Consider the following 24,890-nt stretch of genomic DNA (forward strand, 5'->3'; position numbering starts at 1 on the left):
TTTTCACTTACAAACTAAAAAAGATTCTATCAATTAATGACAGAATCTTTAGAGATAAGAGGGCGTAAATTTTAATCAATGATGCGATGTTCAGTTTGAGCATCAAAGAAATGTGATTTGTTTAGGTTCAAAGCCACTGTAATTTTTTCTCCTGGATTGCGGAAATCACGCGCTTCAACACGAGAAACAAATTCAGTTGAACCAGCTCTAAGATAAAGCATAGTTTCTGCTCCAAGAAGTTCAGAAACGACAACTTCAGCTTCAATTGTTTGATTTGGATAGGCTTGTTGTGCCAAATTGCTTGCTTGAATGTCTTCTGGACGAATTCCAAGAATCACTTCTTTTCCTTCATACCCTTGTTCTTTAAGCAATTTTGCTTTTCCTTCTGGAAGGTCCATATTCAAACCTTCATTATTTGTTAATTTTCCAGAAGCAACTTTGACATTAAAGAAGTTCATCGCAGGACTACCGATAAAACCGGCAACAAATTTATTAGCAGGTTCATTATAAAGCTCTTGTGGTGTTCCGATTTGTTCAACACGACCAACTGTCCCTGTTTTATCAGAGTTTGGTGATGATGACATAATAACAATACGGTCAGCAAGAGTCATCGCTTCAGTTTGGTCATGGGTTACATAGATTGTTGTCGCTCCAATTCGACGGTGAATTTTTGCAATTTCTGTACGCATTGAAACACGAAGTTTAGCATCCAAGTTTGACAAAGGTTCATCCATGAGGAAAACTTTGGCATCACGGACAATCGCACGTCCCATTGCTACCCGTTGACGTTGACCACCTGATAAGTCAGCAGGTTTACGGTCAAGCAAATCAGAAAGACCAAGAATTGTTCCAGCTTCTTCAACACGACGTTTAATTTCATCTTTTTTGAACTTACGAAGTTTCAAACCAAAGGCCATGTTATCAAAAACGGTCATATGTGGATAAAGCGCATAGTTTTGGAAAACCATGGCAATATCACGATCTTTTGGTGCGACATCATTCATGATTTTACCGTCAATTTTAAATTCGCCTTCAGTAATATCTTCAAGACCAGCGACCATTCGCAATGTTGTTGATTTACCACAACCTGAAGGACCAACGAATACAATGAATTCTTTATCTTTGATATCAATGTTGAAATCTTCAACAGCGTATTGCGTCGCATTGGGATATTTTTTGTAGATTTTGTCTAAACTGAGTGTTGTCATTTTTTCTCCTCTAATAACATTTGTTCTTTAATATTATTCTACTGTAAACGTTTTCTGTTTTCAATCAGTGATTTGCCTAAATTAATTGTACAAGTTGCACATTTTACTGACAGAATTATTAATGTAGTTGACAATTCTCTTAGCCTCAACTAAAATGCTCCGAGCCGTCGTATTTTACTGACAGAAAAAGTTACTGACAGATCTGTCAGTAACTTTTTAATCTTCTTCATCTTCATCTTTAATTTTATTGGCTTCTTCGGCAAATTTTTGCGCAACTGCTTCTAATGCCAAGGTTTCTTCGTCTCCAAGGTAATGGTCATCGTTGATTTCATCAAGGTTTACATACATATCCAAATGACCTTTGAGATTATCAAATTGAACTGGAGCATCTCCACCATATTCTCCATCTAAATTAAGAAGAATTTTTTGACCGCCTAAGGCTTCGATTTCTATTTTACTTGTTTTAATGTATTCCAAATTAACATCATCCAAATGTTTTCCATTAGCTACAATCGCAAGTAAAGCAATAAGTTCAAATAGATTATCTGTTTTCACCAAAATCAGTGTGAAAAGTCCATCATCTAATTTAGCATCAGGTGCAATCTTTTCAAAGCCACCAACTGAATTAGTAAGTGCGGCAAAGAACATTGAAATATCACCCTCAAATACGCCTTCATCATGAACAACACGAACCGGTGCTTTACGCACACGAGGTAAAAGTTCTGCACCCTTTGCTAAATAGGCCAAATAACCAAAAGCCGTTTTTAAATGACTGGGAACACTGTAAGTAAGTTCTGTCAAACCGCCCCCAGCAGCGATATTAATAAAATACTGTTCATCTTGTGTTTCTCTGATTACGGCATGACCGACATCAATATTTAGAATCTGATTTTTACCAATAATTTCAATCGCTTCAAGCGGTTTTCCTCTTGGAATTTTTAAAGCCCTAGCAAAGTCGTTTGTCGTTCCCGTTGGAACAATAGCTAATTGAGGACGTTTCTCAAAAGGAGAAATTCCAGCTACAACTTCATTAATAGTACCATCACCACCAGCCGCAATGATTAAATCAAAGCCAGCTTCTGTTGCTCTTGCCGCCTCTTTTTTTGCGGAATCTTGTTCTGCTGTGGTTTGATAAGCACTGGCCTCATAACCATATTGCTCTAATTTATCCAAAATATCTGCAATATGTTTTTTTATAATTTCTTGACCCGATGTCGGATTGTAAATCAATCTCGCCTTCATCATTTTCTCCGAAACCTTCTCTCATCCATTCTTAAAAAATAATTTACTGACAAACTCCCAAAAGAGTGACCCCACCAATTGAACCAAAGTTCAAATTTCTGTCAGTAAATTTACGCTCTCACTAAAGTCTGTCAGTAATATTCAATACAAATTAGTTTATAAATCAAGCAAATCTTGCTCTGACCAGATTTCAATTCCTAAGTCTTGAGCTTTTGTCAGTTTGCTACCTGCTTCTTCTCCGGCGACTACCAAATCAGTTTTCTTAGAAACAGAACCAGAAACATTTGCTCCCAACGCTTCCAATTTTTCTTTTGCTTCTGAGCGCTTCAAAGTCGTCAATTTACCTGTTAAGACAACTGTCTTACCTGATAATATTCCTTCAACATTAACAGCCCCTAAATAATCAAAATTTAAACCAGCATTTTCAAGTTCATCCAGTAAAATTTTTGCTCCGTCAGTTTCAAAATAAGAAACGACAGCCGTAGCAATGACCCCACCTAAAGATGGAATTTCAGAAATTTCTTCTTCTGTTGCTTTAGAAAGCGCTCGAAGATTAGCAAAACGTTCCAAAAGTAATTTAGCCGCTTTACCACCAACATGACGAATTCCTAAACCAAATAATAATTTTTCCGCCGAATTTTCACGACTCTGCGCAATTGCTGACACAATTTTTTGAGCCAATGTTTCTTTGACCTTATCTAATGTCAGTAAATCTTCAATCGTCAATTGATATAAATCAGCAACATCAGCCACCAATTTTTTATCAAAAAGTTGTGAAATGACTGACGGGCCTAAGCCCACAATATTCATAGCATCACGACTAGCAAAATGAATTAGTTTTTCCCGAATTTGCGCCGGACATAAGGGGTTAACACAGCGTAAAGCCACTTCATCTTCAAAATGAATTAACTCCGAACCACACTCTGGACATTTCGTTGGAATTTCTAAGCCTTCAAGACCTTCTGGCCGTTTGTCCAAAAGTACTTTCCCAACCTTCGGAATAATATCCCCTGCCTTATAAATCAAGACATGATCACCAATACGGATATCCTTTTCCTCAATATAATCTACATTGTGCAAAGTTGCTCGAGCAACCGTTGTCTGTGCTAAAAGAACCGGGGTCATATTTGCTGTTGGGGTGACAACTCCTGTCCGACCGACAGTCCAGTCAACAGACAAAATTTCTGTTTCTGCTTGTTCAGCTGGAAATTTGTAAGCAATCGCCCAGCGCGGTGCCTTAACCGTAAAACCTAATTCCTCCTGCTCAGCAAGATTATTAACTTTTACAACAACCCCGTCAATATCATAGGGGAGTTCGTCACGCAGACGGGTAGCCTCTTCAATAAATTCCCAAATTTCATCCATATTTCGAGCAAATTTACGTTCAGGATTGACTTGGAAACCAAGTTCTTCAAAATATTCTAAGACTTCTTCTTGAGTGTCATTGGTTGCTGGACTTGCTTCTTGATAAAGGAAAGTTGCAAGACCACGTTTGGCAACTATTTTCGTATCAAGTTGACGTAAAGTTCCAGCTGCCGCATTTCTTGGATTAGCAAAAGGAGCTGCTCCTTCAAGTTCACGCTCTTTGTTCAGTTTAGCAAAATTCTTACGTGGAAGATAAGCTTCACCACGTACCACAATATCAATTGCTTCTTTAAGCTTTAAAGGAACATCTTTGATCCGTTTCACATTTTCTGTAATATTTTCACCCGTTGTTCCATCGCCCCGAGTCGCTGCAGTCACAAGCAAACCATTCTCATAATAAAGAGACAATGAAAGACCATCAATTTTTAATTCACAAATATACTCTGGATTAGCAATTTCCTTGCGAACTCGTTCTTCCCAAACTGCTAATTCTTCACGCGAAAAAACATCCCCTAAACTATAGAGATTATAAGGGTGTCTAAATTTAACAAATCCGTCTAAAATAACCCCACCTGTTCGGTGCGTTGGAGAATCCGCTCTAGTTAGTTGTGGATTTTCAGCCTCCAATTTTACCAATTCTTGATAGAGTCGATCGTACTCACTGTCTTCTACCGAAGGCTCATCTAAAGTATAATATTCATAAGCATACTGATTTAATTTTTCCGTAAGCTCTTTAATTTTTGACTCGATATTCATAGCTCCTATTTTAACACAAAAGACCAGTCATTATGATTACCGAAGCACATCAAAAAGGCAAATTTCTATTAAAAAAATGATGTAATTTAAAACAAAAAAACTTGCTTTTCCAAGCAAGTATCTTTTTTTATTAAGGCGACGGTCGGATTTGAACCGACGATTAAGCTTTTGCAGAGCCATGTGTTACCACTTCACTACGCCGCCACAACATTAACTATTATAGCGGAAAAATAAATTTATGGCAAGCATGAGCTCACTCTACTTCCTGTTAAATCATTTAAATCAAGACTGATAGGCTTTAATAATCATTTACTAACTCCAAATCAATAAAAAATGACTTGAGCTATGCAACTTTTCTGTTTTAATTACCAATTTTAAAATTTGTTTCTGTGTCCATAAAGACCAAATCCCGCTGAACATTTTCTCTGCTGACAACATGAAATCTTCTTCCATCTTTTTGAATCAAAAAATCGCCAACTAAAGCCAAATCTCCTGAAATTGACTCAAAATTTAAAACGTTTTTATTCAATTCATTCCAAGAAAGCCGTTCTTGTTCAAAAGCCTGCCTAACCCATATTTCATGAATTGGTCGATGCGAAATTTTCCAGACTTCTACAAGCTGTCCCCTATATTTTGCTTGCATAAAACCCCTTTCTGTTACACATGAACTACTCAGTAAAGATATTTTAGCAAAATGAACAAATTTGTCAAAAGCTAGTTGGAAATTTAACCCTTGTTCTTTTCATATAGGAAACGTTTTTTACATGAAAATAACTTATAATCTGATATTTTTACTTTATTAGGCTTTAAAGTTCACCAAAAAATTAATAAAATACAGTTACGTACCCTTTATACTACTTTTTCCACTTTTGGAGTGTTTTCTTTACATTCCAATAAAAATAAAAAGACACTTTCGTGTCTTTTATTTTTAAAGTTCTTCAGCATTTGTTGCGATAACTTTTTGATACCAAGTAAAGGAGTCTTTTTTCGAACGTTCTAATGTCCCATTTCCTTCGTTATCCTTATCTACATATATGACGCCATAGCGTTTTTTCATCTCACCTGTCCCAGCAGAAACAAGGTCAATAAAGCCCCACGGAGTATAACCCATTAAGTCAACTCCATCATAATCTACAGCATTTTTCATTGCTTCTATATGAGCTTTTAAATAATCTACTCGATAAGGGTCGTGAATACTTCCGTCAGCTTCAACTTCATCTACAGCACCAAAACCATTTTCAACAATGAAGAGTGGTTTTTCATAACGTTCATAGAACCAATTCATTGCATAACGTAATCCTAAAGGATCAATTTGCCAGCCCCATTCAGAAGCTTTAACATATTCATTCTTGACTAAATCTTTATCTTCATTGTAATCAAAAGTAGGAGCTTTACCATGGTCTTTAATTGCAAAACTCATGTAGTAAGAAAAACCAATATAATCTACTTTTCCTTCTTCCAATGCTTTCAAATCATCATCAAGAATATCAAGTTTAAATTCCTTACGGTTAAAATAGGCTTTTAAATAGCTTGGGTAATGTCCGCGAACATGAACATCTGCAAACCAATAGCGACGTTGCATAGCAACGGTTGAAGCCATCATATCTTCTGGTTTACAAGTTGCAGGATAAATCGGACACATGGCAATCATACATCCAATTTGGAAATCTGGATTGATTTTATGTCCCAGAGCGACAACTTTGGCAGAAGCAACCAACTCATAATGAGCCGCTTGATACATCATTTCTTCACGTTCTTTTTCGCTTGCTCCTTCTGGGAATTTTAAACCAGAGTTAGTAAATGGTGCAAAATCACGCAAATAGTTTGCTTGGTTGTTGATTTCATTGAAAGTCATCCAATATTTAACTTTATCTTTATAACGATTCATTACGACTTCTGAAAAATGGACAAAGAAATCAATGAGTTTACGATTACGAAAGCCACCATATTCTGTCACTAAGTGATAAGGAAGTTCAAAGTGAGATAGAGTAATTACAGGTTCAATCCCATGTTTTAAACACTCATCAAATAAATCATCATAGAATTGCAATCCTTCTTCATTAGGTTCTGCTTCAGCTCCATTTGGAAAAATACGAGTCCATGCAATGGAAGTTCTAAAACAATTTAATCCCAATTCATCAAAGAGTGCAATATCTTCTTTATAGCGATGATAAAAATCAATAGCTTCATGATTCGGATAATTTTCTCCCTCAATTACCCCATCTGTGATTTTTCTCTCTACTCCATTGCTCCCTGCTGTCATGACATCAGCAACAGAAACTCCCTTTCCGCCGGTATTCCATCCTCCTTCAAGTTGATGTGCAGCAACTGCTCCTCCCCAGAGGAAGTCTTTTTTTAAAGTCATAATTTCTCCTTTTAAATTTTTAGAATTAACATTTTTAATAAGATAAGCTCAAGAATTCTTGAGCTCATCTAAAATTTGCTATTATTCAGCAGCATTAATTTCAGCTTCTGTTTCAGCTTCTTCTTTAAGAAGAATATTGTCATAAGCTTTGGCAAATGGCCAGTAGAGAAGTGATGTCAATGCAAGGATAATAACTTGCCAAACCATACCTTGCCAGCCACCTACAAGGTATCCTGAAAGAACTGCAGGTGTTGTCCATGGAACATAAGCTCCGTTAAATGGTGGAATGATTCCTAGATAAATCACTAAGTAAGTCAAGATTCCTGAAATCAATGGTGCTAAGATAAATGGAATTGCAAGAATAGGATTTAAGACAATAGGAAGACCAAAGAGAATTGGTTCATTAATATTGAACACTGCAGGTCCAATTTCCATACGTCCTAAAGTTTTACCTTGAACTGATTTTGCACTCACTAAGAGGAAGATAACCAAACCAATGGTCAAACCAGAACCGGTAACTGTCAAGTATTGGTCCATGAATGATTGTGTAACGATGTGGGCTCCATTTGAAAGACTGAGATGTCCTGCTTTATAGAGGGCAGCATTGTCAGCAGAGTTGGCTTGAAGCAATGGTCCCATAATCCCACCGATGATTGTCGCTCCGTGAACACCGAACCACCAGATAAATACTGGCATAAAGGCAATAACGAAGACGCCGACAGGACCATCAGTTACGTGTTGTAATGGAGTTTGAATCCATTTATAAACTAATTCAATGAAAGTTGTGTTGAATCCGATTGTTGTAATTCCGTGAACAACTCCAGCTAAGGCAATGATTGCTCCTGCAGGAACAAGTGAAGTGAATGATGCCGCAACGTTTTCTGGAACTTGTTCTGGCATTTTAATTGTGATGTTACGACGCATAAAGCCAGTGTAAATCCAACCGACTAAGAGTCCGACGATGATTGAAAGAACCATCCCTTTCCCACCTAACCAAGCTCGGTCAATTACTCCCCCTACTTGATAAGCAGTTAAAACTTTAGTTGGGTCAGTAACAGATGTTACTTGATGAATTGTGTCTGGTTGCAACAAGATGTGAACGATAATACCAGTTAAACCAGCAGGAACTCCTTCATAACCTGCATCTCGAACCCACGCGTAAGCAATACCGAATACGGCAAGCAAGGCCATAATACCAAATGAAGCATTATTAATTTGTAAAAAGAGTGGGCCCAATTTGATTTTGTTCATGAAGTCTTGGCCTGCTTGGAATGGCAATTGACCAAGAATCAAGAATACTGAACCAATAATGATAAATGGAATAGGATAAATCATACCATTTTTGATTGCCGTGACTGCACGGGTATTCAAAAATTTCATCATTGGAGGCATGATTTTGTTTTGAATAAAATTGTTCATGGTTGAACAGTCTCCTTTACTTTTTTTGATGAACTGGTTTCACGTTCATCTTTTCTACATTTTCATTATAACACTAAAGAGCAAAAGAAAGAAAGCGGTTTCTTGTTTTTCCAAAACTTTGGTTCTGTACCACTCGTGAAGACTAATGTGCCAAAAATGTCATATAAGTTTCCTTTAAGGTTGCGAAAATTAGCCTTTCAAATTATATTTGTTATCTCAATTTAACTTTTTTTGTTTTATCCATCAAATGATTAGGAACGGCTGAGCAGATAAAAAAGCCAATTTGGCTTTTTAATTTGATAATTGATAAACCAAATCTGTTAAACGCTCAGTCAAATAAACTGTTGGTAATTGACTCGTCAAATCATAATGCGTATTGATTCGGTGTTCATTAATTCGATAAGTAAGGACAAAATCGCTCAGTTCAGCAATACTTGAATTCAATTTTGGTGTGATACATGAAATATAGACATCTTTATTAGAGCGCAGACTGGTCAGTACTTCAATGATTTCATTCGTTTCCCCAGAGATGGATAAAGCAATTACCAAAGTGTTGGTTGTATTTTGTAATTTTGAAGCAATTGGATAAGTCACATCACTAAATGAAAAGGTATTAATTCCAACTCCCGCTAATCTTCTGGCTGCATAATCGCAAATTAAACCGCTGGAACCTACTCCTGTAAAAATGATATTGTCACTTTCAATGACTCGATGTGCCAGATTATCCAAACGTTGTTCAATATCGTTAGAGAAAATATCTAGTGAAAAGGGAATTGCCGTATTTGAGCTTCCTTTTTCCAATTCTTTTTTATCAATAATGTACTCTTTAAAATCTGTATATGAATCATAACCCATTTTATGAATGAGGCGCATGACGCTAGAAGTTCCAACATGTGCTTCCAGAGCAATATCACGGACTCGCATATAAGGAATTTTATCAACATTATCTCGTAAATAACTATAACAAGTTCTTTCCGTGTAGGTTAATTTTTGAAAGTCAACATTTCCAAAAAAACTCATCATTCTCTCCTTTCTTCTTTAAACTTTTTGGTTAGAAAAAAGTTGCGTCTCCGCAACTTTTAATCTTGCTTTTCTAATAAGCTAGGAGCTATATTATTTGTTTTCAAGTGCTTGCAGGCGTTGTTCTTGACCGACAACTTCTACAGCAAGGTCTTTAAAGGTAATCGCATTCATTAAGTGGTCTTGAGCATGAACCATGTAAAGATTCCAACCAATTTTTTCGCCTTGAGCTAAACGTGTCAAAAGGTCAGTCTGAACGTCATGTGCTTCACGAAGTTGTTCGCTCGCTTCGTTTAATGAACTTTCAGCTTCGGCAAATTCACCAGCTTTGGCTTGTTGAATGGCTTGGAAGGCTAAACCTTTGGCATTTCCTCCACTCATGATAATGCCCATTACAACACCCATGTAGTCATCACTTGTTGGATTCTCGTATTTATCAGTCATTTCTTATCTTCCCATTTCTCTTTGCTTAGATTTTTACATAGTAAAAGAGCTTTCGCTCTTTCACAAGTTTGAAATTTTCAAACCTTAATTCATCAAGTTTTCAGCTGCTGCAAGAACTTTATCTCCGCGCATCATTCCATAATCTTGCATTTTGATAACGTCCATTGGAACACCAGCGATTTCAGCTTTTTTAGCAACTTCACCTTTCATGAAGGCAACTTGTGGGCCTAAAAGAAGAACGTCAGGTTTTGGTGAGCCTGTTCCGGCAAGCATGTTATCAATGTCCGCTGTTGATTTTGCGAAAATTTCGTAATCTTTCCCGTTATCTGCTGCTGCTTTTTGCATTTTTGATACCAAAAGTGATGTTGACATACCGGCTGCACATGCAAGTGCAATAACTTTATCTGCCATAATTATTTCTCCTTATTCTTAACGTTTTATAATTTAACGTTCTTTATAAAAATAATTATAACGTTTTCATTTTCATAATGCAAGCGTTATCTATTTTTTGAAAGTGCTTTAAAAATTTTACTAATTAGTTTATTTTTCGCTTTGTAGCAAGCTTTAGGAGACTTTTATGTCATAAAATAAAAAAGCTACTATCAAATAGTAGCTTTTTGAAATATTTGTTTCTCTTTTTGGAACAAATTTATTATTTTTTAAGATGATAATCAATCGATTTATGAGCTAAAATTTCTAAAATAGCTAGTACTGGGAGTTGCGTGGTCAAATTCCCTAAAGGATACTGTTTGGACCATTCGTTAACAAGATTGTACGAGAGTTGGTAATCAGCAAGTTTAGCAACGGTGCAATCTTCATTATTTGTAATCGAAATAATTTTTGCTCCGCCCGCTTTAAACTCCAATTCTTTATTAACAACTTGTTCTGTTTCACCTGACACAGACATGATTACTGCCACAACATTTCCCATTCCCTGAACTTGAACAGCTTGAAACGGGTCAGAAATAACGAAGCTTCGTAATCCAGTATTTACAAAATATTTAGTAGCATACTCACTTAATGAACCAGATGTTCCTAAACCTAAAAACACGGTATAATCAGCTTTAGCAATCATTTGTGCAGCATTATTGAGTTTTGCCTGATAATTATCTGTATTCATTCGACGTAAAAACATGTTGAATTCGAGCATATTATCATAATGTTGCTCTTCTGGTGTTTTTTCTTTGAGTTGATTTTTGAGGTAAAATTTTAAATCAGACCAACCTTCAAAACCAAGTTTTGTACATAGTCGGACAATTGTCGAAGTTGAAACATGGGCTTGACTTGCTAAATCACGAATTGTCATTTGTTGGACTTCTTCAGGTGATTTAATGATAAAATCAAAAACTAGCGTTTCAAGCTCGTTAAGTTTACTGATTTGTTCGGGTAGAAACATCATTTTTTACTCTCCGTATTTGGAAATATTTAGCTCCGCCACAAATTCTTCTAAAAATTTACTGACAGAATCATTGTTTGAAAGGATTTGCCAAATTTTAGCAAAGCTGTCAGTAAAAATTACTGACAGCTTTTATCCTTATAATAATTGAAATTTTCTTAGCCTTTTCCAAAAACGAAAGCATAGATTAAGCCAAGAATTTCATGACCATAATAATTAGGATAATAAAGAAGATTATTGACTTTTGTCTTTGCAGCAAAGCCTTCTACTTTTACACCTTCTTGTTTTGCTAGATACAAGGCTCGGTAAAGATGAAAATCGCTAGTGACAATCACAGTTTTTCCGTCAAAATATTTTTTGGAATAAGCGATATTTTCCGCGGTATCACCCGCCTTATCTTCACTAATAATTCTGTCAGCCCTAATATGATGAGTTATCAGATAATTTTTCATACTAAAAGCTTCACTAACAGGCTCGTCAGCTCCTTTTGCTCCAGACACAATAATTTTGGCTTGCGGATTATTCTTAGCAAGCAAGAGCGCTGCATCTAGCCGCTCTTGAGTAATCTTGGCTGGTTTTTTATTTTGATTTATTCGTGAGCCAAGGACTAAAATTGTTTTAATGTCTGTGGAGTTTTCAGCAGTTCTGTCAGTAGATTTGCTGAGAATCAAAGCAAGACAAATTACTGAAATCAAAAGAATCAGACCAACAAAAGCGCCTATAATCTTAAAAGTCTTTTTCATTAATTAGAAACTTTGTTTACGAGAATCACGTGTTTTACGGGCATTTTTATTACGCTCAGCACGGCGTTTTTTCTTGTTATCTTCTTCAATTTGCCATTTAATTGCACGTTTGTAACCTGGTTTAACGTGTTTTTTACCTTTTTTAAGGGCACCAATGGTTTTTGTTGAAATTTCATCTTGTTTTTTCGTCCGTTTTTCACGACGGTCACGGTCATAAGAATCAACAATTTCACCATCTTTAATAGCTTTTGGCTGGAATGTAACACCCATTTTTTCAATCTCACGAATACTTGAATCATCAGAAGGACTATAGAGTGTAATGGCTGTTCCTTGTAATCCATTACGGCCAGAACGACCCACTCGGTGAACAAAGAAAGTTAAATCTTTTGGAATTTCATCATTGATAATGTGTGACACACCTTCAATATCAATTCCACGCGCGGCAATATCGGTTGCCACAACATATTGATAATCCAAATTTTTAATTGAATTCATGATACGTTTACGTTCACGTGGCGGTACATCACCATGAATTTTTGCAACTTTAAGTCCGTTACTTGTCAAGAAATGATGAATGTCATCAACACGACCTTTGGTATTGGCAAAAATCATTGCCATGTATGGATTCGTTGCTTTTGTCAATTGGAGCAAAAGTTGGTTATGAGAACTTCCTTTGGTAGAAACAAGCCAATTTTCGATTGTATCTGAAATTACTGTCTTATTGGCGATTTTTTGCATGACAGGATTATGCAAATATTTTTTCAAAAATGGTTGAAGTTTTTGAGGAATAGTTGCTGAGAAAACTAGCATTTGCACGCGTTTACCAAAACTTGAAGCAATTTGGTCAACATCTGCCAAAAATCCCATGTCAAGCGTCATATCCGCTTCATCAACAACAAAAGTATTAGCAGTATGCACAATTAAAGCATTAGAATTGATTAAATCATGGATTCGACCTGGTGTTCCAATTACGACATGTGGTTGTGATGATTCCAATTTTTTGATTTGACGGGCCTTATCAGTCCCACCGACAAAGTTTGAAACACGAAGCTTGTCATTAACTTTTGTAAATTCTTGAGCTGCTTTGTAAATTTGAGTAGCTAATTCACGTGAAGGAGCCGTAATGACTGCTTGCACTTCATCAAGATCAGTATCAATTTTTTGGAAAATTGGGAGTAAAAAAGTGTGTGTTTTTCCTGAACCAGTTTTTGATTCCCCTACCAAGTCACGGCCTGAGAGAACAATTGGAATCAATTTTTCTTGTACTTCAGTTGGTTTTTCAAATTTGATATTCTCTAACGTTTGGTTAATATAATCTTTAAAATTAAAGTCTGTAAATTTCATTTTTTTCTTTCATTTGTTGAGGATTATTCGTTTCATTTAAAAAATGACGAATCTCTGTTTTTGCTGATTTATCCATGGAAGGGACTTTTTTCTATTATATCAGAAAAAAAACATTTAAGAAACCAGTTCTTGCCACTATTTAAACTCATTTTTAAAATCTGTCAGCATTTTTATTTTTAAAATTTACTGATGGCGCTAAAATTAGAAAAAATTACTGACAGCTGTTCAACGTTGAAGTCAGTGATTATATTATAAATAAAAAGTTACTGACAGAAATCCTGTCAGTAACTTTTATTTTCCATTATTCATTAACTTTACTTTTTAAAACCTTATGTTCAAGCTTACTAGGCCAGAAACTTGAAGTTTCAAAAAGATTTGATTCTTCAAAAACTTCTTCTGAGCTAAATTTATCACCAACTTCATTTGTTCTTAAAATTTTAGTAACTTTAAAGGCACAGATGACTAATAATATAGCCACACAAAGTAAGAAAATGACTGACAGACTTCCTTGAATCATTGTATTACGCATGGTTGCTTGCGCATTCGTTAATGCTAGACCAGATAATTTACCAGAAGCCACTTGGGCTTTTGCTGCTGAATAAGAAGCAAAGTAACCAATATTGACATCACTTGAAAAGATTTTTTGCCAACTGGCCGCAAAAGTTACACAAACATCCCAAACTAAAGGAAGTGCTGGAATCCAAACCCATTTAAGATAACCTTTACGGATAACCATGACACAAACAATAGCCAGAGCTACCGCCGCAATTAATTGATTAGAAATCCCAAAGAGCGGATACATGATTTTTATTCCACCATTCGGATCAGAAACGCCCATCAAAAGCAAAGCACCCCAAACTCCAACAATCACTGCTGTCGTTATAATTTTACTAGGTAACCAATCATCATCACCTAAGCGACCTAATTTTTTGAAGCCACGCAGGGCATCATTAAGTAAATAACGAGTCGATTTTGTTGCCGCTGAAACAGCGGACAGGATAAAGAGCGCCTCAAACATAATCGCAAAATGATACCAGAATCCCATCATATTTGTCCCACCAATAAGTGGAACCTTATGTAGAATATTTGACATTGAAACGGCTAAAGTTGGTGCACCACCAGTCCGTGAAACGATTGATTGTTCACCTACATCTTTTGCCACTTGCTCAAGTGCTTTTTCACCAGTCGTTCCTTCCCAGTCAATACTGAGTTTTGAACCATCAGGCATCATGGCTACATTTGGAATTGCTTTGGCAGCATTATATTCGGCACTTTTATCTGCTTGATAACTTGAAGCTGCGAGTTTTTGAATACTAGCTTGAGGGGTATTCATAGAATAATAAATTCCAGGATTAAGAGAAATCGCAGCGACTAAAGCCATAATAGCAACAAATGATTCAAAGAGCATCCCACCATAACCAATCATTCGCGTTTGTGACTCTTTAGCAATCAAATGAGGCGTTGTTCCAGAAGACATCATTACATGGAAACCAGACAAGGCTCCACAGGCAATCGTAACAAATAAGAAGGGAAAGAGGGAACCAGCAAAAGCAGGACCATCTGTATTATGTGCAAAATTAGTCAGAGCTGGAATCGTAACATCTGGACGCACACCAACTACAGCTATTGCTAAAACAGCAATTGTACCAATTTTCATAAACATGGATAAGTAATCACGAGGCGTAAGTAAAATCCAAGCGGGGATAATGGCTGCAATAAAAGTATAGCCCATGACCCACCAAACTAAAGCAGTTGGCGAAAGCATGAAAATATGCGCAAATGAAGATTCCGAAACCCAACGGCCACCAAAAATAGCAACTAAAAGGAGAATAAAACCAATCGCTGAAATTTCATTCACATGCCCTGGGCGAATATATTTCAAATAAATTCCCATTAACAAGGCAATTGGGATGGTCATCCCAATCGAAAAGACTGCCCAAGCAGAATTTGCCATCGCCGTCACACAAATCAAAGCTAAAACAGCAAGAACAATCATTGTCATGATAAATACAATAAATGAAGTCAAGCCACCAGCAAATCTACCAACTTCATCATGAGCCATTGCCCCAATAGATTTTGCTCGACGACGATGAGAATACCAGAGAACAAGCATATCTTGTACCCCTCCGGCAAAAATAACTCCGAAAATAATCCAAATTGTCCCTGGTAAGTAACCCATTTGTGCCGCTAAAACTGGTCCAACCAAAGGCCCAGCTCCAGCAATTGAAGCAAAATGGTGACCGAATAAAACAACTCGATTGGTTGGGTCGAATTCTTTTCCGTCATTATGGCTTTCCGAAGGAGTTGCCCGTAAATCATTTGGACGCATAATCTTACGTTGAATATATAAAGCATAAAAACGATAGCCAATCAAATAAGAACAAACTGCTGCAATAACAAACCAAATCGCATTAATCGTCTCTCCTTGAGCCAGAGCAATCAACGACCAAGCAAGACCACCTAGTAAAGCGACCGCCACCCAAATGATAATTGATAGAAGACTGGGTTTTGGTAAATGTTTTTTCCAGTCTTTCATTGTTTCTTGAAAATTTGCCTGCTTTAAATCTTTAATTCCGACAATTTTTCCTTGTTTATTCCGCAACAAAAATAGCTCTTCTTCTTCGGTAAAGTTTGAAGAGTTTCCAATATCTTTCATAATCCTCTATTCCTATGCAATTATTAATGCATTTGACCTTCCATATTTTTTAAAACAAAATGTAACCGATTACATTAATATTTTAGCACTATTTAATCAAAAATATAAACATTTAAGTTTAAAAAAATCTCCTTAAAACATCTTTTTGTAAAAATAAGATAAATTTCCAAAAGAATAGTCTAACATTAAAAAAGGTTTCTCTAAAATAAAAAAAGCTCTCCTTAAAGGAGAGCCTCATTCATCATTTTATTTTGCTTTAGCATAAAGTTCGTTAACTTTATCCCAGTTTACAAGATTAAAGAATGCTTCAATGTAATCAGGACGTACATTGTGATATTTAAGATAGTAAGCATGTTCCCAAACATCAAGTCCTAAAACTGGTGTCAACCCTTCAGAAATTGGATTATCTTGATTTGCAGTTGATACAACTTTCAATTTTCCAGCTTCATCAACAACTAACCAAGCCCATCCTGAACCAAAACGACCTGTGGCTGCAGCTTTAAATTCTGTTTTGAAAGTTTCAAAACTACCAAATTCTTTCGCAATTGCATCCCCAATTTCGCCGTCAGCATGGTTTTCAGAACCGTCAGTGTTTGGACGAAGCCAAAGCCAGAATTGACTATGGTTCAAATGACCACCACCATTGTTACGAACAGCTGTACGAATGTCTTCTGGAATTGCTGACAAATCTGTCAATAATTCTTCAAGGCTAAGGTCATCAAGTTCATTATGTTTTTCAATTGCTGCATTAAGATTATTCACATAAGTTTGATGATGTTTTCCATGATGCAAACGCATTGTTGCTTCGTCAAAGAAAGGTTCAAGCGCATTTGGCGCGTATGGAAGTTCAGGTAATGTAAATGCCATAGTAATTTCTCCTTTTAAGATGTGAACCCATTTTGAAGTCTTAATACTTTGGTATTTTGACTAGATTGAGAATGAATTCAGTTAGTTTATTTTTTTAATTCTATTCTCATTATAGTCGTTTTTGAAACCATTGCCAAATGATTTGATTTGTAATTTATTATTTTCTTTGTTGGATAAAATTAAGCATATTAGTCGAGTAAAGGAGCTCAACCTTTCGACATTCTTCAATATTTTTTGAACCAGTTAAAACAAATAATTTATTCAAATCTTGTTTCCATTGTTCAATAACTTCTTCTACTTTTTCAGGCCCTGTTTGCATAAGATTTTTCAAGATAAAACCAGCAGAACTTGACAAATCAGCCCCTAAAATTAAAGATTTAAAAATCTCTTGAGCCGAAGTAATTCCACCTGTTGCAATCAAACTTTTTCTATTATCAGCCATTTTAGCTTCTAAAAGGCTCTCAAGCGTTGACAAACCAAATTCATCCAAGTTAAAACCATTTTTACTCCGTTTACGTTCAATCCAAGCAAAATTAGTTCCGCCAGCTCCCCCAATATTTATTCCTGAGACAGCTGTTTTTGCGAGTGCTTTGAAGGTTTTTTGTGAAATTCCAAAACCGACCTCTTTGACAATGACTGGAACTTCTAATTGACTTGCAATTTCATTAATATTTTCTAACCAATAAAATTCACGGTCTCCTTCATCCATTGGCAATTCTTGCGCTGTATTGACATGGATTTCTAAAGCATTTGCCTCAATCATATCCACCGCTCGCTTGGCATTTTCTAGAGAATGACCTGCGCCGATATTGGCAAAAAGAAAACCAGAAGAGTGTATTTTACGAACTTCACTGAAACCAGCAGCTAGTTCTGGAAACTTCAAAGCAATCGATTGAGAGCCGACCGCCATAGCTAAATGTTGATTTTTCGCAATTTCTGCTAATTGACGGTTGATTTTATCTGCTCGCTCTGTTCCACCAGTCATAGCTTCAATATAAAAAGGAAATTCAAAATTCTGTCCAAATACTTCTGATGAAAAGTTGATTTTTTCAGTAGATAATTCTGGCAAACTATTAGGAATGATTCGACTATCAGAAAAAGTCAGGCCCGAGGTCTGATTTTTTTCTTCACGCCAATATTTATAAGCTAACGATAAGTGTTCATCTTTGCGATGTTGATGGATTTCTTTTTCAGTTTTCATCAGTTATTTCTCAATTCATTAAAATCTAACTCTGCTTTTTAGCAGACTTATCTCAGTTATTTTTTTGAGCAACCTTAAATTTTTCAAGATTGATTCCATATTCCGATAATTTATTTTGGACTTCAGCAATAGCTTGGGTATTTTGAGCAAATAAAATAATATTCTCCCCAAAACCGGCCCCAGAGATTTTAGCAGCAAATTCAGGATAGCTATTGAGTAAGTTTAAAGCAATAGCTAATTCTTTAGTCATATAACCTTCTGGAATATTCTCCAAAAGCAAAAGTTGATTTTCTGATAACTTTTCTTTGAATAAAGCAAAATCTTGAATGTCAATCGCCGTTGCCAATTCAATGACCAGCTCATTTGAAGCTTGATAAAATTCATCAGAAAGCTTTATTTTTATTTTTTCACTCGTTTTTGCCGCTTTTCCTGTTTGAACCACATAAGTTGCCCAAGGAATTTCGAGAGGTATGACTCGCTTATGATTTTGATAAAAAACAGAACCACCATACATAATAGCAGCAATATCGCCCATTGAACCTGAGCCTTGAACTTCAAAATGCGTTTTTGCGGCAATTTCAAAACGTTTTTCAAGTGACAACTGCAAATCAAAAAACTGATTGACTGCATTAACTAGACCACAAACGACTGAAGCACTTGAGCCGTAGCCTTTTTTATTTTCACCAAAACCTAAATCACTGACAATCTCAAGAGAAATTTCTGGAGATGATGATAAAATTTTACTGACAGATTTTTTTTCAAAGCTGTCAGCAGCTGACAAAGTATTTTTTAAAGCTGTCAGTGCAAAATTCCACGGATTTTCTTTAGTAAATTCAATTTTAGACAAAGAAAATTCAAAATCAGACAGTCCAACATTTGTTTTGAAAATTGATTTCCCTGTAGTAGCTGAAATTCTTACTTCAAAATTTGTTTCAATTGTTGTGATAAGGGCGAGATTTCCTTCTTTTGTGACTGAATATTCCCCCGCAAAAAAAAGTTTTCCTGGCACTTTGATTGTCATTTTCTTCTCAGAGATATTCATAAGCGCCCCCAGCACGTGCGATATCAAATGTTAATTCTGGAAATTCCGCTTGTAATTTAGCTAAGAGAATTTTTTCAGTCGCGTGGTCAGTAATAATTTTGACGTTTGGACCGGCATCGATAGTCACAAAAGCAAGCAATCCTGATTGGTAAGCCTGATTCACAAAGTCAATCACGCGTCTTGTTTCATGCGTGAAATAATCAAAAGGTTGGTTAGAGAGACGATTTTGTTCATGCATACCTAATGCATTATCCTGAGCAATTAGACCAACTTTTTCAATATCAGCATTTAAAATGGCCTGCTTCATTTCTTCCAGTTGAATGGCTGATTTTTCAACCCAAGCACTGTAAGTTGGTGCAGTTTGTGCCAATTGCATGCCCTTAGTTGACGACATTTTTTTCTTTTCAGCAGAGATTTCAGCAACAATCATTGAAAGACCAATATCTTCGTTGTAAAAAGATTCCGCAAAGGAAGATTGATGATCTTCTCCTTTATTCCAAACTGAAAAATTTCCAAAAATTGACCGAGAAGCCGACCCTGAACCGCGTCTAGCTATTCGTGACATTTCTGAATCATCTTTTTCTAAATCTAAAAGTCCAAACATAGCAGCTGTCAGAGCAGCAAAACTTGAAGCACTTGAAGCCAAACCAGCAGCTGTTGGCACATGATTTTCTGATTGAATCATTACTTTAGGGAAATTTCCATATTGTCCACGCATCATTTCCAAAAATTGACTGACACGGCTGCTATCTGCCACTTCAGAATTCAAAATCAAGGAATCAGACTCATTGTCAGTAAATTCAACAGAGGTTGTTGTATAAAATGGCTCCAGAGTCATTGACAAAGAAGAGGTTGTTGGAATATTTAGAGCGATATCCGCTTTTCCCCAATATTTAATCAAGGCGATATTTGTATGCGCCCTTGCAGTAACAATATTTTTCATGAAACTATTATATCAAAAATTTGATTCTTTCTTCTCTCCTATCATTTCAATAAGTTATTTTTTACACTAAAAAATACATTTTTCAGACTAAATGATGAATTTACAGCCAAAAGAGAAACAAAAACTTGATTTTCAAGAGGAAATTTTATAAAATTGTCAGGTACGTTTTTGTATTCATAATTATGATATTGGAAAAAGTTTATCGAATTTTTCCTTCGATAAGACTTTAATTTAACCAAAATATGCTAATTTGCAGTTCACATTTTCAAAATGAGAAACTAATCTAGCAGGAGAATTGTTAATAATGACTATCAATAAAATGGGGACGGGAATTGCCCATTCCAAACTAATCTTAATTGGAGAACATTCCGTTGTATATGGTCAGCCAGCAATTGCCTTACCTGTAACAATTCTTAAAACTACAGTGACAATTACCTCATCAAAATATGGCCAATACATTGAAAATAACGAATTTCGTAGAAGACTTGATTTAATGGGAGATGAATTTGAAGGAATTCGTCAACTCATTATGCGCTTACTCTCTAAATTTCATTCATCAAAAATGCCATTCTCTTTAGAAATTGATTCAAATATTCCTCAAGGACGTGGCTTGGGAGCTTCTGCTTCATTGGCAACTGCCATTATCAGAGCTTTTTATGATTTCTTTGATGCTGAACTTCCGCAAAAAGATTTACTCTTTTATGCCAACTTTTCAGAAAATATTACTCACGGAAAATCTTCTGGAATTGATGTGGCAACTGTAAATTCTGAACACCCTTTGTGGTTTATTAAAGACAGCACAATTGAACCCTTTGAACTCAATCTTCATGGTTTTATCGTGATTGGCGATACTGGTGTTCACGGCTTTACGAGTCAAGCCATCAATATTGTTCGCGAAAAACTTGTTGAAGAAAAAGAAAAAACACAAGATTCAATTAATCATTTAGGTCAATTAGCGACCGATTCAAAAGATTTTTTGATGACAGACAAACTCAAAGAATTTGGTCATGTCATGAATAAAGCTCACGAAAGATTATCTGATTTGGGAGTTTCTCATCCACGTCTAGATAATTTAGTCGAAACCGCTCGTAAAAATGGTGCACTTGGTGCTAAATTAACTGGTTCAGGGCTAGGTGGCGTCATGGTTGCCCTTGCTGAAAATGAAAAAGATGCTATTCGTATCAGTCAACGTCTTCTAAAAAATGGCGCTAAAAATACTTGGATTTACTCTATTTAAAAATATAAATCATAAAAAGCCTTGCTGTATTTGGAGTTACAGGGCTTTTCTTTTTGTCTTTTTTTAATTAACAGAGCTTTTAACAGAGTTTCACTCAAAAATTAGCGTATTTTGAGAAAAGTTCTAGCTCTTGGTTCTTCTTCTCAGGTTCAAGATGTGAGTATAAATCCATAGTCATTTGTAAGGTTGAATGACCCAATCTTTCTTGAATCACTTTATAACTCATTCCAGCATTTAAACAGAGGCTAGCGTGTGAATGTCTAAAGCCATGAAACGATAATACTGGTAGCCCTGCTGCTTCCTCACAGTCCTTTAGAAACTTAGTAACGTGGTTATAATCTTTTACTTTCCCTTTGTAACTTGGAAATACTAGTTTTTGCTGTGGATTACCTAAACTCATGAAGTGCTTTTTTTGGAATAAGTACCAGCGTTTCAATGATAAAACCGTCTTACTATCTATGGTAATAACACGATTACTTTTATCAGTCTTTGGCGTATCTTGTATTATTACACGCTGGACTGTAGTTTTACTGACAGATATAGTCTGATTAACTAAGTCAATATCAGACCAAGACAACGCCATAGCCTCTCCAATCCGAACGCCTGTAGCCACTAGCACGCGCAGCAATGCCTTGAAATATTCATTTGACCATTGGCCACTCTCTAGTGATTCAACGTAAGAAAATAGCTGTGAGAGTTCATCTTTTGTATAGAATTTCAGTTCTTTACTGGACTTCTCTATCTTTACCTGAGGCACAATAACCGACTGGCAAGGGTTAGTCTCAATGATTCCAAGAGAAAGCGCGTGCTGACAAATACGGTTGATAACATTAAGCTGTAGCTTATAGTCTTTTCCTTGGCCTGAAACACGCTTATGCTTTCCATTTAAAGGAGCTGCCGCACCTTTCGCCCATTTGATAACTTGCTGCTGTATCTGTGCTGTGGTAATTTTGGTGATTCTTTTATTTCCAAAAGCCGGCAAAGCGTAAGTATCAAGATTAGACCTCATTTGGTCGATAGTTCCAATTTTATGCTGCAGCTTATAGAGTTCAAAAAAACTCTCAGCAACTTCTCCAAATGTTTCAAGAGACACTTTCCCTTTAGTATTACCATTCTTTTTAAATTCATTTTTAAGGCGTTCAAGTTCATTCTTGACGCCTGTTTTTGTGCGCCCTCTGACGTCTGTTTTAACTTGCTTACCAGTTAGAACATCAGTACCGATATAAGCGCCACGGAGGATATAACGCACTTCTCCGCCTTTCGTTTTGTATTCTTTGATATTTAATTTGTTCATGTTGATTCTACTTTCTAGCACCGCCCAGTACGCAAAAGTCAAAACATGAAAGTTAGTTATTTTAGTCGATTATATTTTATTGCGTCTAGAGCAACTTTCAGCATAACCATCTCTGAATTAGTTAGACTTTGTCCTCCTAAAAACAATTTCATATTCTTGTCAACAATCGAATTTAAATCAACAATAACTGTTTTTTTATCTAGTAACTCATTAAGGGTATTAACTACTTTTGTATCATTTGTAGTGTATGTATTGTTAGTTCTTAATGAACTAATTTGATTAAGAATCTCCCATTCGTTATCTGTTATATGTTCTTTAGTTTGAAAAGAATAATTCACTATATCTGAAAGAAAGTAGTTGTACCACCAATCATCTTTAGCTTTTCTTATTTCATCAGTTGCATAAATTATGATAAAAACATCAATTTTATTATTATCATCAAAATAATTATTGGCATTGAATGAATTAAAGAAAAATTCTCTCAATTCACTTTCCGATATCTTTGATTTTTTTCCAATCTCACTTTCATAGTATTTTTTCAAAAAAGCTTGATAGTTTTCATCGGTTAATATCACTTTTGCATTTTCTGTTGTGATTAATGACCTAGAAGCTAACGCTTTAACTATTCTTATAAAAGTATCAAATGGAGGTACTTTTTTTTCATTCTCAATTTGTGATAAATACGCCCGTTTTATTCCTGCTATATTCGCTATCGTTTCCCCGGTATCTTTAGTAATCTCTCTATATTGTTTAAGTTTTTTTCCAAGCATTGTAGTTCCTCCAAAAAAATGTTTACTACTAGTAGTTTACCAAAATACTTTCAACTTGACAAACAAAAAATTGTTTGCTAGAGTATAGTTACAAATCAAAAAGTAGATTTGTAAACTGTTTTAGTTAAACAAAATATAAAAAGGAGACCAAAATGTCAAATATTGAAATTCGTCAAAAAATGCTAACACATAATATCAAAAGCTACGAGCTTGCTGCAGCAGTTGGGATTTTCCCTTCAACTTTAAGCGTATGGCTACGCACAGAACTTAATAAAGAGCGACATGAACGAGTTGAAAAAGCACTTGACCAATTAATCAACAAATAATCATCTTATCAAGAATGAACGTAAGCAATTGCATAGCTTCTGCTAAACGTGGGTATGTCACGTTAACCCCGAGACAAGTATTAATGGATGATTACTAGAAAACGTACCGCCCAGTACACAAAATTGAGAACACAAAAAAATCCCAAAAGTTTGGCGACCCGCGGGATTTTAATCAACATGAGTAGAAAGCGCAATATCATACGTTTTCTACTCTCTATTTTACCATAATGAGAGGAATTTTCAATATGAACAAACCAGTAAACAAGGAAACTTATATCCTTGATGATTCAATCGCCTTTGAGCTTATGGACTTGTTAAAAGCCAAAGCACGCCATTTTATCCAACTAAATGAGTATGTCTACCGCTTGTTTGACGGTCAACCAGTAGTGACTTTCACAACTTTAGAAAATAACATTCAAGTAGAAATGGTTAAGGGGTAAGAATATGAAAAATGTAGCTGCTATTAATAAAAACATCCTGATTATATCAACTCCGCTAGAAAAAGATAGCGAGCACCGTTCATTTGGTAAAACAAGTATTAATGGGCATACGTATGCAAATACTTTATTTATCAATAATAATAGAGAGCCAATGAAACTAAAGATAACACCAAATATGGTTGAAAAGTGGAAAGCAAAACAGCAAGCCAAAAAGGACTTGAAATGTATCACAGGGAAAAGCTTACTAGACCCATTATTTAATGAAGTAGTAAAAATAAGCATTGATAAAGCTAAAAATGACAAAGACCCGTTTTGGGTTGCAACAGATACTTATTGGGCTGGGTATGCTCGAGGAATTAGAAAGCAACGCCAAACCTTAAAAGAAAAAGCTCTGTCAGCATTCAATATTATCAATGCTGATGATGTTAGAGAGCTTTCTCAAGAGCTAGGAGTTAGTGAGGATAAAATAACCACTGCAGTTATGGAAGTTATCTCTAAGCGCAAGAATGGAGGCATGCTATGAGCTTACTATCTGAACAGGCGGAGCAAGAACTTATTCAATCAGTACTAAAACGAGCCGATAAGCTAGTTGAGTTAAGAGTAGAGCAACTCCGTGAATTTCCCTATAAGAAAAAAGCTGACTTGAAACGTAAATTATCAATCAATGAAGCTTATTATCAAAAATTAGTGACCGCTGGCTTACGTGAAGTTATTCTTGAAGAAAATGACAAAACTGTCTGGGTGTCAGAAATTCAACTAGAACAGCTCATGAACAGACTAGCAGAATAGTAAAAAATTACTGAGAAAAACTA

The 24,890-nt window shown here is 35.7% G+C and carries 24 protein-coding genes and 1 tRNA gene; 5 read left to right on the forward strand and 20 right to left on the reverse strand.

Features of this window, described 5'->3' with window-relative positions; all coding sequences use genetic code 11:
- Positions 1-71: 71 nt before the first annotated feature.
- The 18 genes from HFD15_RS03475 to mvaD all read right to left on the reverse strand — a co-directional run bounded on the left by HFD15_RS03475 (position 72) and on the right by mvaD (position 20,011).
- Positions 72-1,208, reverse strand: a complete 1,137-nt coding sequence (locus HFD15_RS03475; RefSeq protein WP_003131545.1) for an ABC transporter ATP-binding protein — start codon at positions 1,206-1,208, stop codon at positions 72-74.
- Between the two features lie 216 nt (positions 1,209-1,424).
- Positions 1,425-2,453: a diacylglycerol kinase family lipid kinase gene (locus HFD15_RS03480; protein WP_012897243.1), complete on the reverse strand. Its 1,029-nt coding sequence runs from the start codon at positions 2,451-2,453 to the stop codon at positions 1,425-1,427.
- Between the two features lie 153 nt (positions 2,454-2,606).
- Positions 2,607-4,571 carry an NAD-dependent DNA ligase LigA gene (gene ligA / locus HFD15_RS03485; protein WP_058208675.1) on the reverse strand — a complete coding sequence of 655 codons (1,965 nt, stop codon included), beginning with the start codon at positions 4,569-4,571 and terminating at the stop codon, positions 2,607-2,609.
- A 133-nt stretch (positions 4,572-4,704) separates the two neighbouring features.
- Positions 4,705-4,775, reverse strand: a tRNA-Cys gene (locus tag HFD15_RS03490).
- A 157-nt stretch (positions 4,776-4,932) separates the two neighbouring features.
- Positions 4,933-5,214: a hypothetical protein gene (locus HFD15_RS03495; RefSeq protein WP_058208493.1), complete on the reverse strand. Its 282-nt coding sequence runs from the start codon at positions 5,212-5,214 to the stop codon at positions 4,933-4,935.
- 285 nt (positions 5,215-5,499) lie between these two features.
- The gene (locus tag HFD15_RS03500) at positions 5,500-6,936 is read right to left on the reverse strand and encodes a 6-phospho-beta-glucosidase (RefSeq protein ID WP_167593322.1); all 1,437 of its coding nucleotides are present in this window, start codon (positions 6,934-6,936) and stop codon (positions 5,500-5,502) included.
- Positions 6,937-7,017: 81 nt separating this feature from the next.
- On the reverse strand, positions 7,018-8,355 hold the full coding sequence (locus HFD15_RS03505; protein WP_167593321.1) for a PTS sugar transporter subunit IIC: 1,338 nt from the start codon (positions 8,353-8,355) through the stop codon (positions 7,018-7,020).
- Positions 8,356-8,646: 291 nt separating this feature from the next.
- Positions 8,647-9,378, reverse strand: coding sequence for a MurR/RpiR family transcriptional regulator (locus HFD15_RS03510; protein ID WP_012897241.1), 732 nt, complete (start codon positions 9,376-9,378; stop codon positions 8,647-8,649).
- Between the two features lie 90 nt (positions 9,379-9,468).
- Positions 9,469-9,819, reverse strand: a complete 351-nt coding sequence (locus HFD15_RS03515; RefSeq protein WP_003131552.1) for a PTS lactose/cellobiose transporter subunit IIA — start codon at positions 9,817-9,819, stop codon at positions 9,469-9,471.
- Positions 9,820-9,903: 84 nt separating this feature from the next.
- The gene (locus HFD15_RS03520) at positions 9,904-10,230 is read right to left on the reverse strand and encodes a PTS sugar transporter subunit IIB (RefSeq protein WP_003131553.1); all 327 of its coding nucleotides are present in this window, start codon (positions 10,228-10,230) and stop codon (positions 9,904-9,906) included.
- Positions 10,231-10,471: 241 nt separating this feature from the next.
- A complete protein-coding gene (locus HFD15_RS03525) occupies positions 10,472-11,218 on the reverse strand; it encodes a MurR/RpiR family transcriptional regulator (protein WP_010905323.1) in 747 nt (248 codons plus the stop codon).
- A gap of 155 nt (positions 11,219-11,373) precedes the next feature.
- Positions 11,374-11,958, reverse strand: coding sequence for a YdcF family protein (locus HFD15_RS03530; RefSeq protein WP_039114639.1), 585 nt, complete (start codon positions 11,956-11,958; stop codon positions 11,374-11,376).
- Between the two features lie 3 nt (positions 11,959-11,961).
- Positions 11,962-13,302: a DEAD/DEAH box helicase gene (locus tag HFD15_RS03535; RefSeq protein ID WP_017864136.1), complete on the reverse strand. Its 1,341-nt coding sequence runs from the start codon at positions 13,300-13,302 to the stop codon at positions 11,962-11,964.
- Between the two features lie 301 nt (positions 13,303-13,603).
- Positions 13,604-15,958, reverse strand: coding sequence for a carbon starvation CstA family protein (locus HFD15_RS03540; RefSeq protein ID WP_058208490.1), 2,355 nt, complete (start codon positions 15,956-15,958; stop codon positions 13,604-13,606).
- Positions 15,959-16,204: 246 nt separating this feature from the next.
- Entirely contained in the window at positions 16,205-16,825 is a 621-nt protein-coding gene (locus HFD15_RS03545; protein ID WP_003131560.1) for a superoxide dismutase, read from the reverse strand.
- A gap of 157 nt (positions 16,826-16,982) precedes the next feature.
- Positions 16,983-18,026 carry a type 2 isopentenyl-diphosphate Delta-isomerase gene (gene fni / locus HFD15_RS03550; RefSeq protein WP_033900479.1) on the reverse strand — a complete coding sequence of 348 codons (1,044 nt, stop codon included), beginning with the start codon at positions 18,024-18,026 and terminating at the stop codon, positions 16,983-16,985.
- 52 nt (positions 18,027-18,078) lie between these two features.
- Complete coding sequence (locus HFD15_RS03555; RefSeq protein WP_021721904.1) at positions 18,079-19,068, reverse strand: mevalonate kinase; 990 nt, start codon at positions 19,066-19,068, stop codon at positions 18,079-18,081.
- A complete protein-coding gene (mvaD, locus tag HFD15_RS03560; protein ID WP_023188990.1) occupies positions 19,055-20,011 on the reverse strand; it encodes a diphosphomevalonate decarboxylase in 957 nt (318 codons plus the stop codon). Before mvaD ends, HFD15_RS03555 begins: the two co-directional genes overlap by 14 nt.
- 304 nt (positions 20,012-20,315) lie before the next feature.
- Between mvaD and mvk the strand changes: the two genes are divergently transcribed.
- Positions 20,316-21,248, forward strand: coding sequence for a mevalonate kinase (gene mvk, locus HFD15_RS03565; protein ID WP_047686423.1), 933 nt, complete (start codon positions 20,316-20,318; stop codon positions 21,246-21,248).
- A 94-nt stretch (positions 21,249-21,342) separates the two neighbouring features.
- On the opposite strand, the gene HFD15_RS03570 is transcribed toward mvk, so the two are convergent.
- Both HFD15_RS03570 and HFD15_RS03575 read right to left on the reverse strand, forming a co-directional pair.
- Entirely contained in the window at positions 21,343-22,542 is a 1,200-nt protein-coding gene (locus HFD15_RS03570) for a site-specific integrase (protein ID WP_167593320.1), read from the reverse strand.
- Positions 22,543-22,598: 56 nt separating this feature from the next.
- A complete protein-coding gene (locus tag HFD15_RS03575) occupies positions 22,599-23,312 on the reverse strand; it encodes a helix-turn-helix domain-containing protein (protein WP_167593319.1) in 714 nt (237 codons plus the stop codon).
- 152 nt (positions 23,313-23,464) lie between these two features.
- Between HFD15_RS03575 and HFD15_RS03580 the strand changes: the two genes are divergently transcribed.
- The 4 genes from HFD15_RS03580 (at position 23,465) to HFD15_RS03595 (ending at position 24,867) form a co-directional block, all read left to right on the forward strand.
- Positions 23,465-23,638, forward strand: a complete 174-nt coding sequence (locus HFD15_RS03580; protein ID WP_164976560.1) for a hypothetical protein — start codon at positions 23,465-23,467, stop codon at positions 23,636-23,638.
- Positions 23,639-23,883: 245 nt separating this feature from the next.
- Positions 23,884-24,078, forward strand: coding sequence for a DUF1655 domain-containing protein (locus HFD15_RS03585; protein WP_167593318.1), 195 nt, complete (start codon positions 23,884-23,886; stop codon positions 24,076-24,078).
- 4 nt (positions 24,079-24,082) lie between these two features.
- Positions 24,083-24,601, forward strand: coding sequence for a hypothetical protein (locus HFD15_RS03590; RefSeq protein WP_167593317.1), 519 nt, complete (start codon positions 24,083-24,085; stop codon positions 24,599-24,601).
- Positions 24,598-24,867, forward strand: coding sequence for a hypothetical protein (locus HFD15_RS03595; protein WP_023163767.1), 270 nt, complete (start codon positions 24,598-24,600; stop codon positions 24,865-24,867). The genes HFD15_RS03590 and HFD15_RS03595 overlap by 4 nt, the downstream gene beginning before the upstream one ends.
- Positions 24,868-24,890 lie beyond the last annotated feature (23 nt).

It is taken from the genome of Lactococcus sp. EKM203L (genome assembly GCF_011800585.1).
GTDB classification, from domain to species: domain Bacteria; phylum Bacillota; class Bacilli; order Lactobacillales; family Streptococcaceae; genus Lactococcus; species Lactococcus lactis.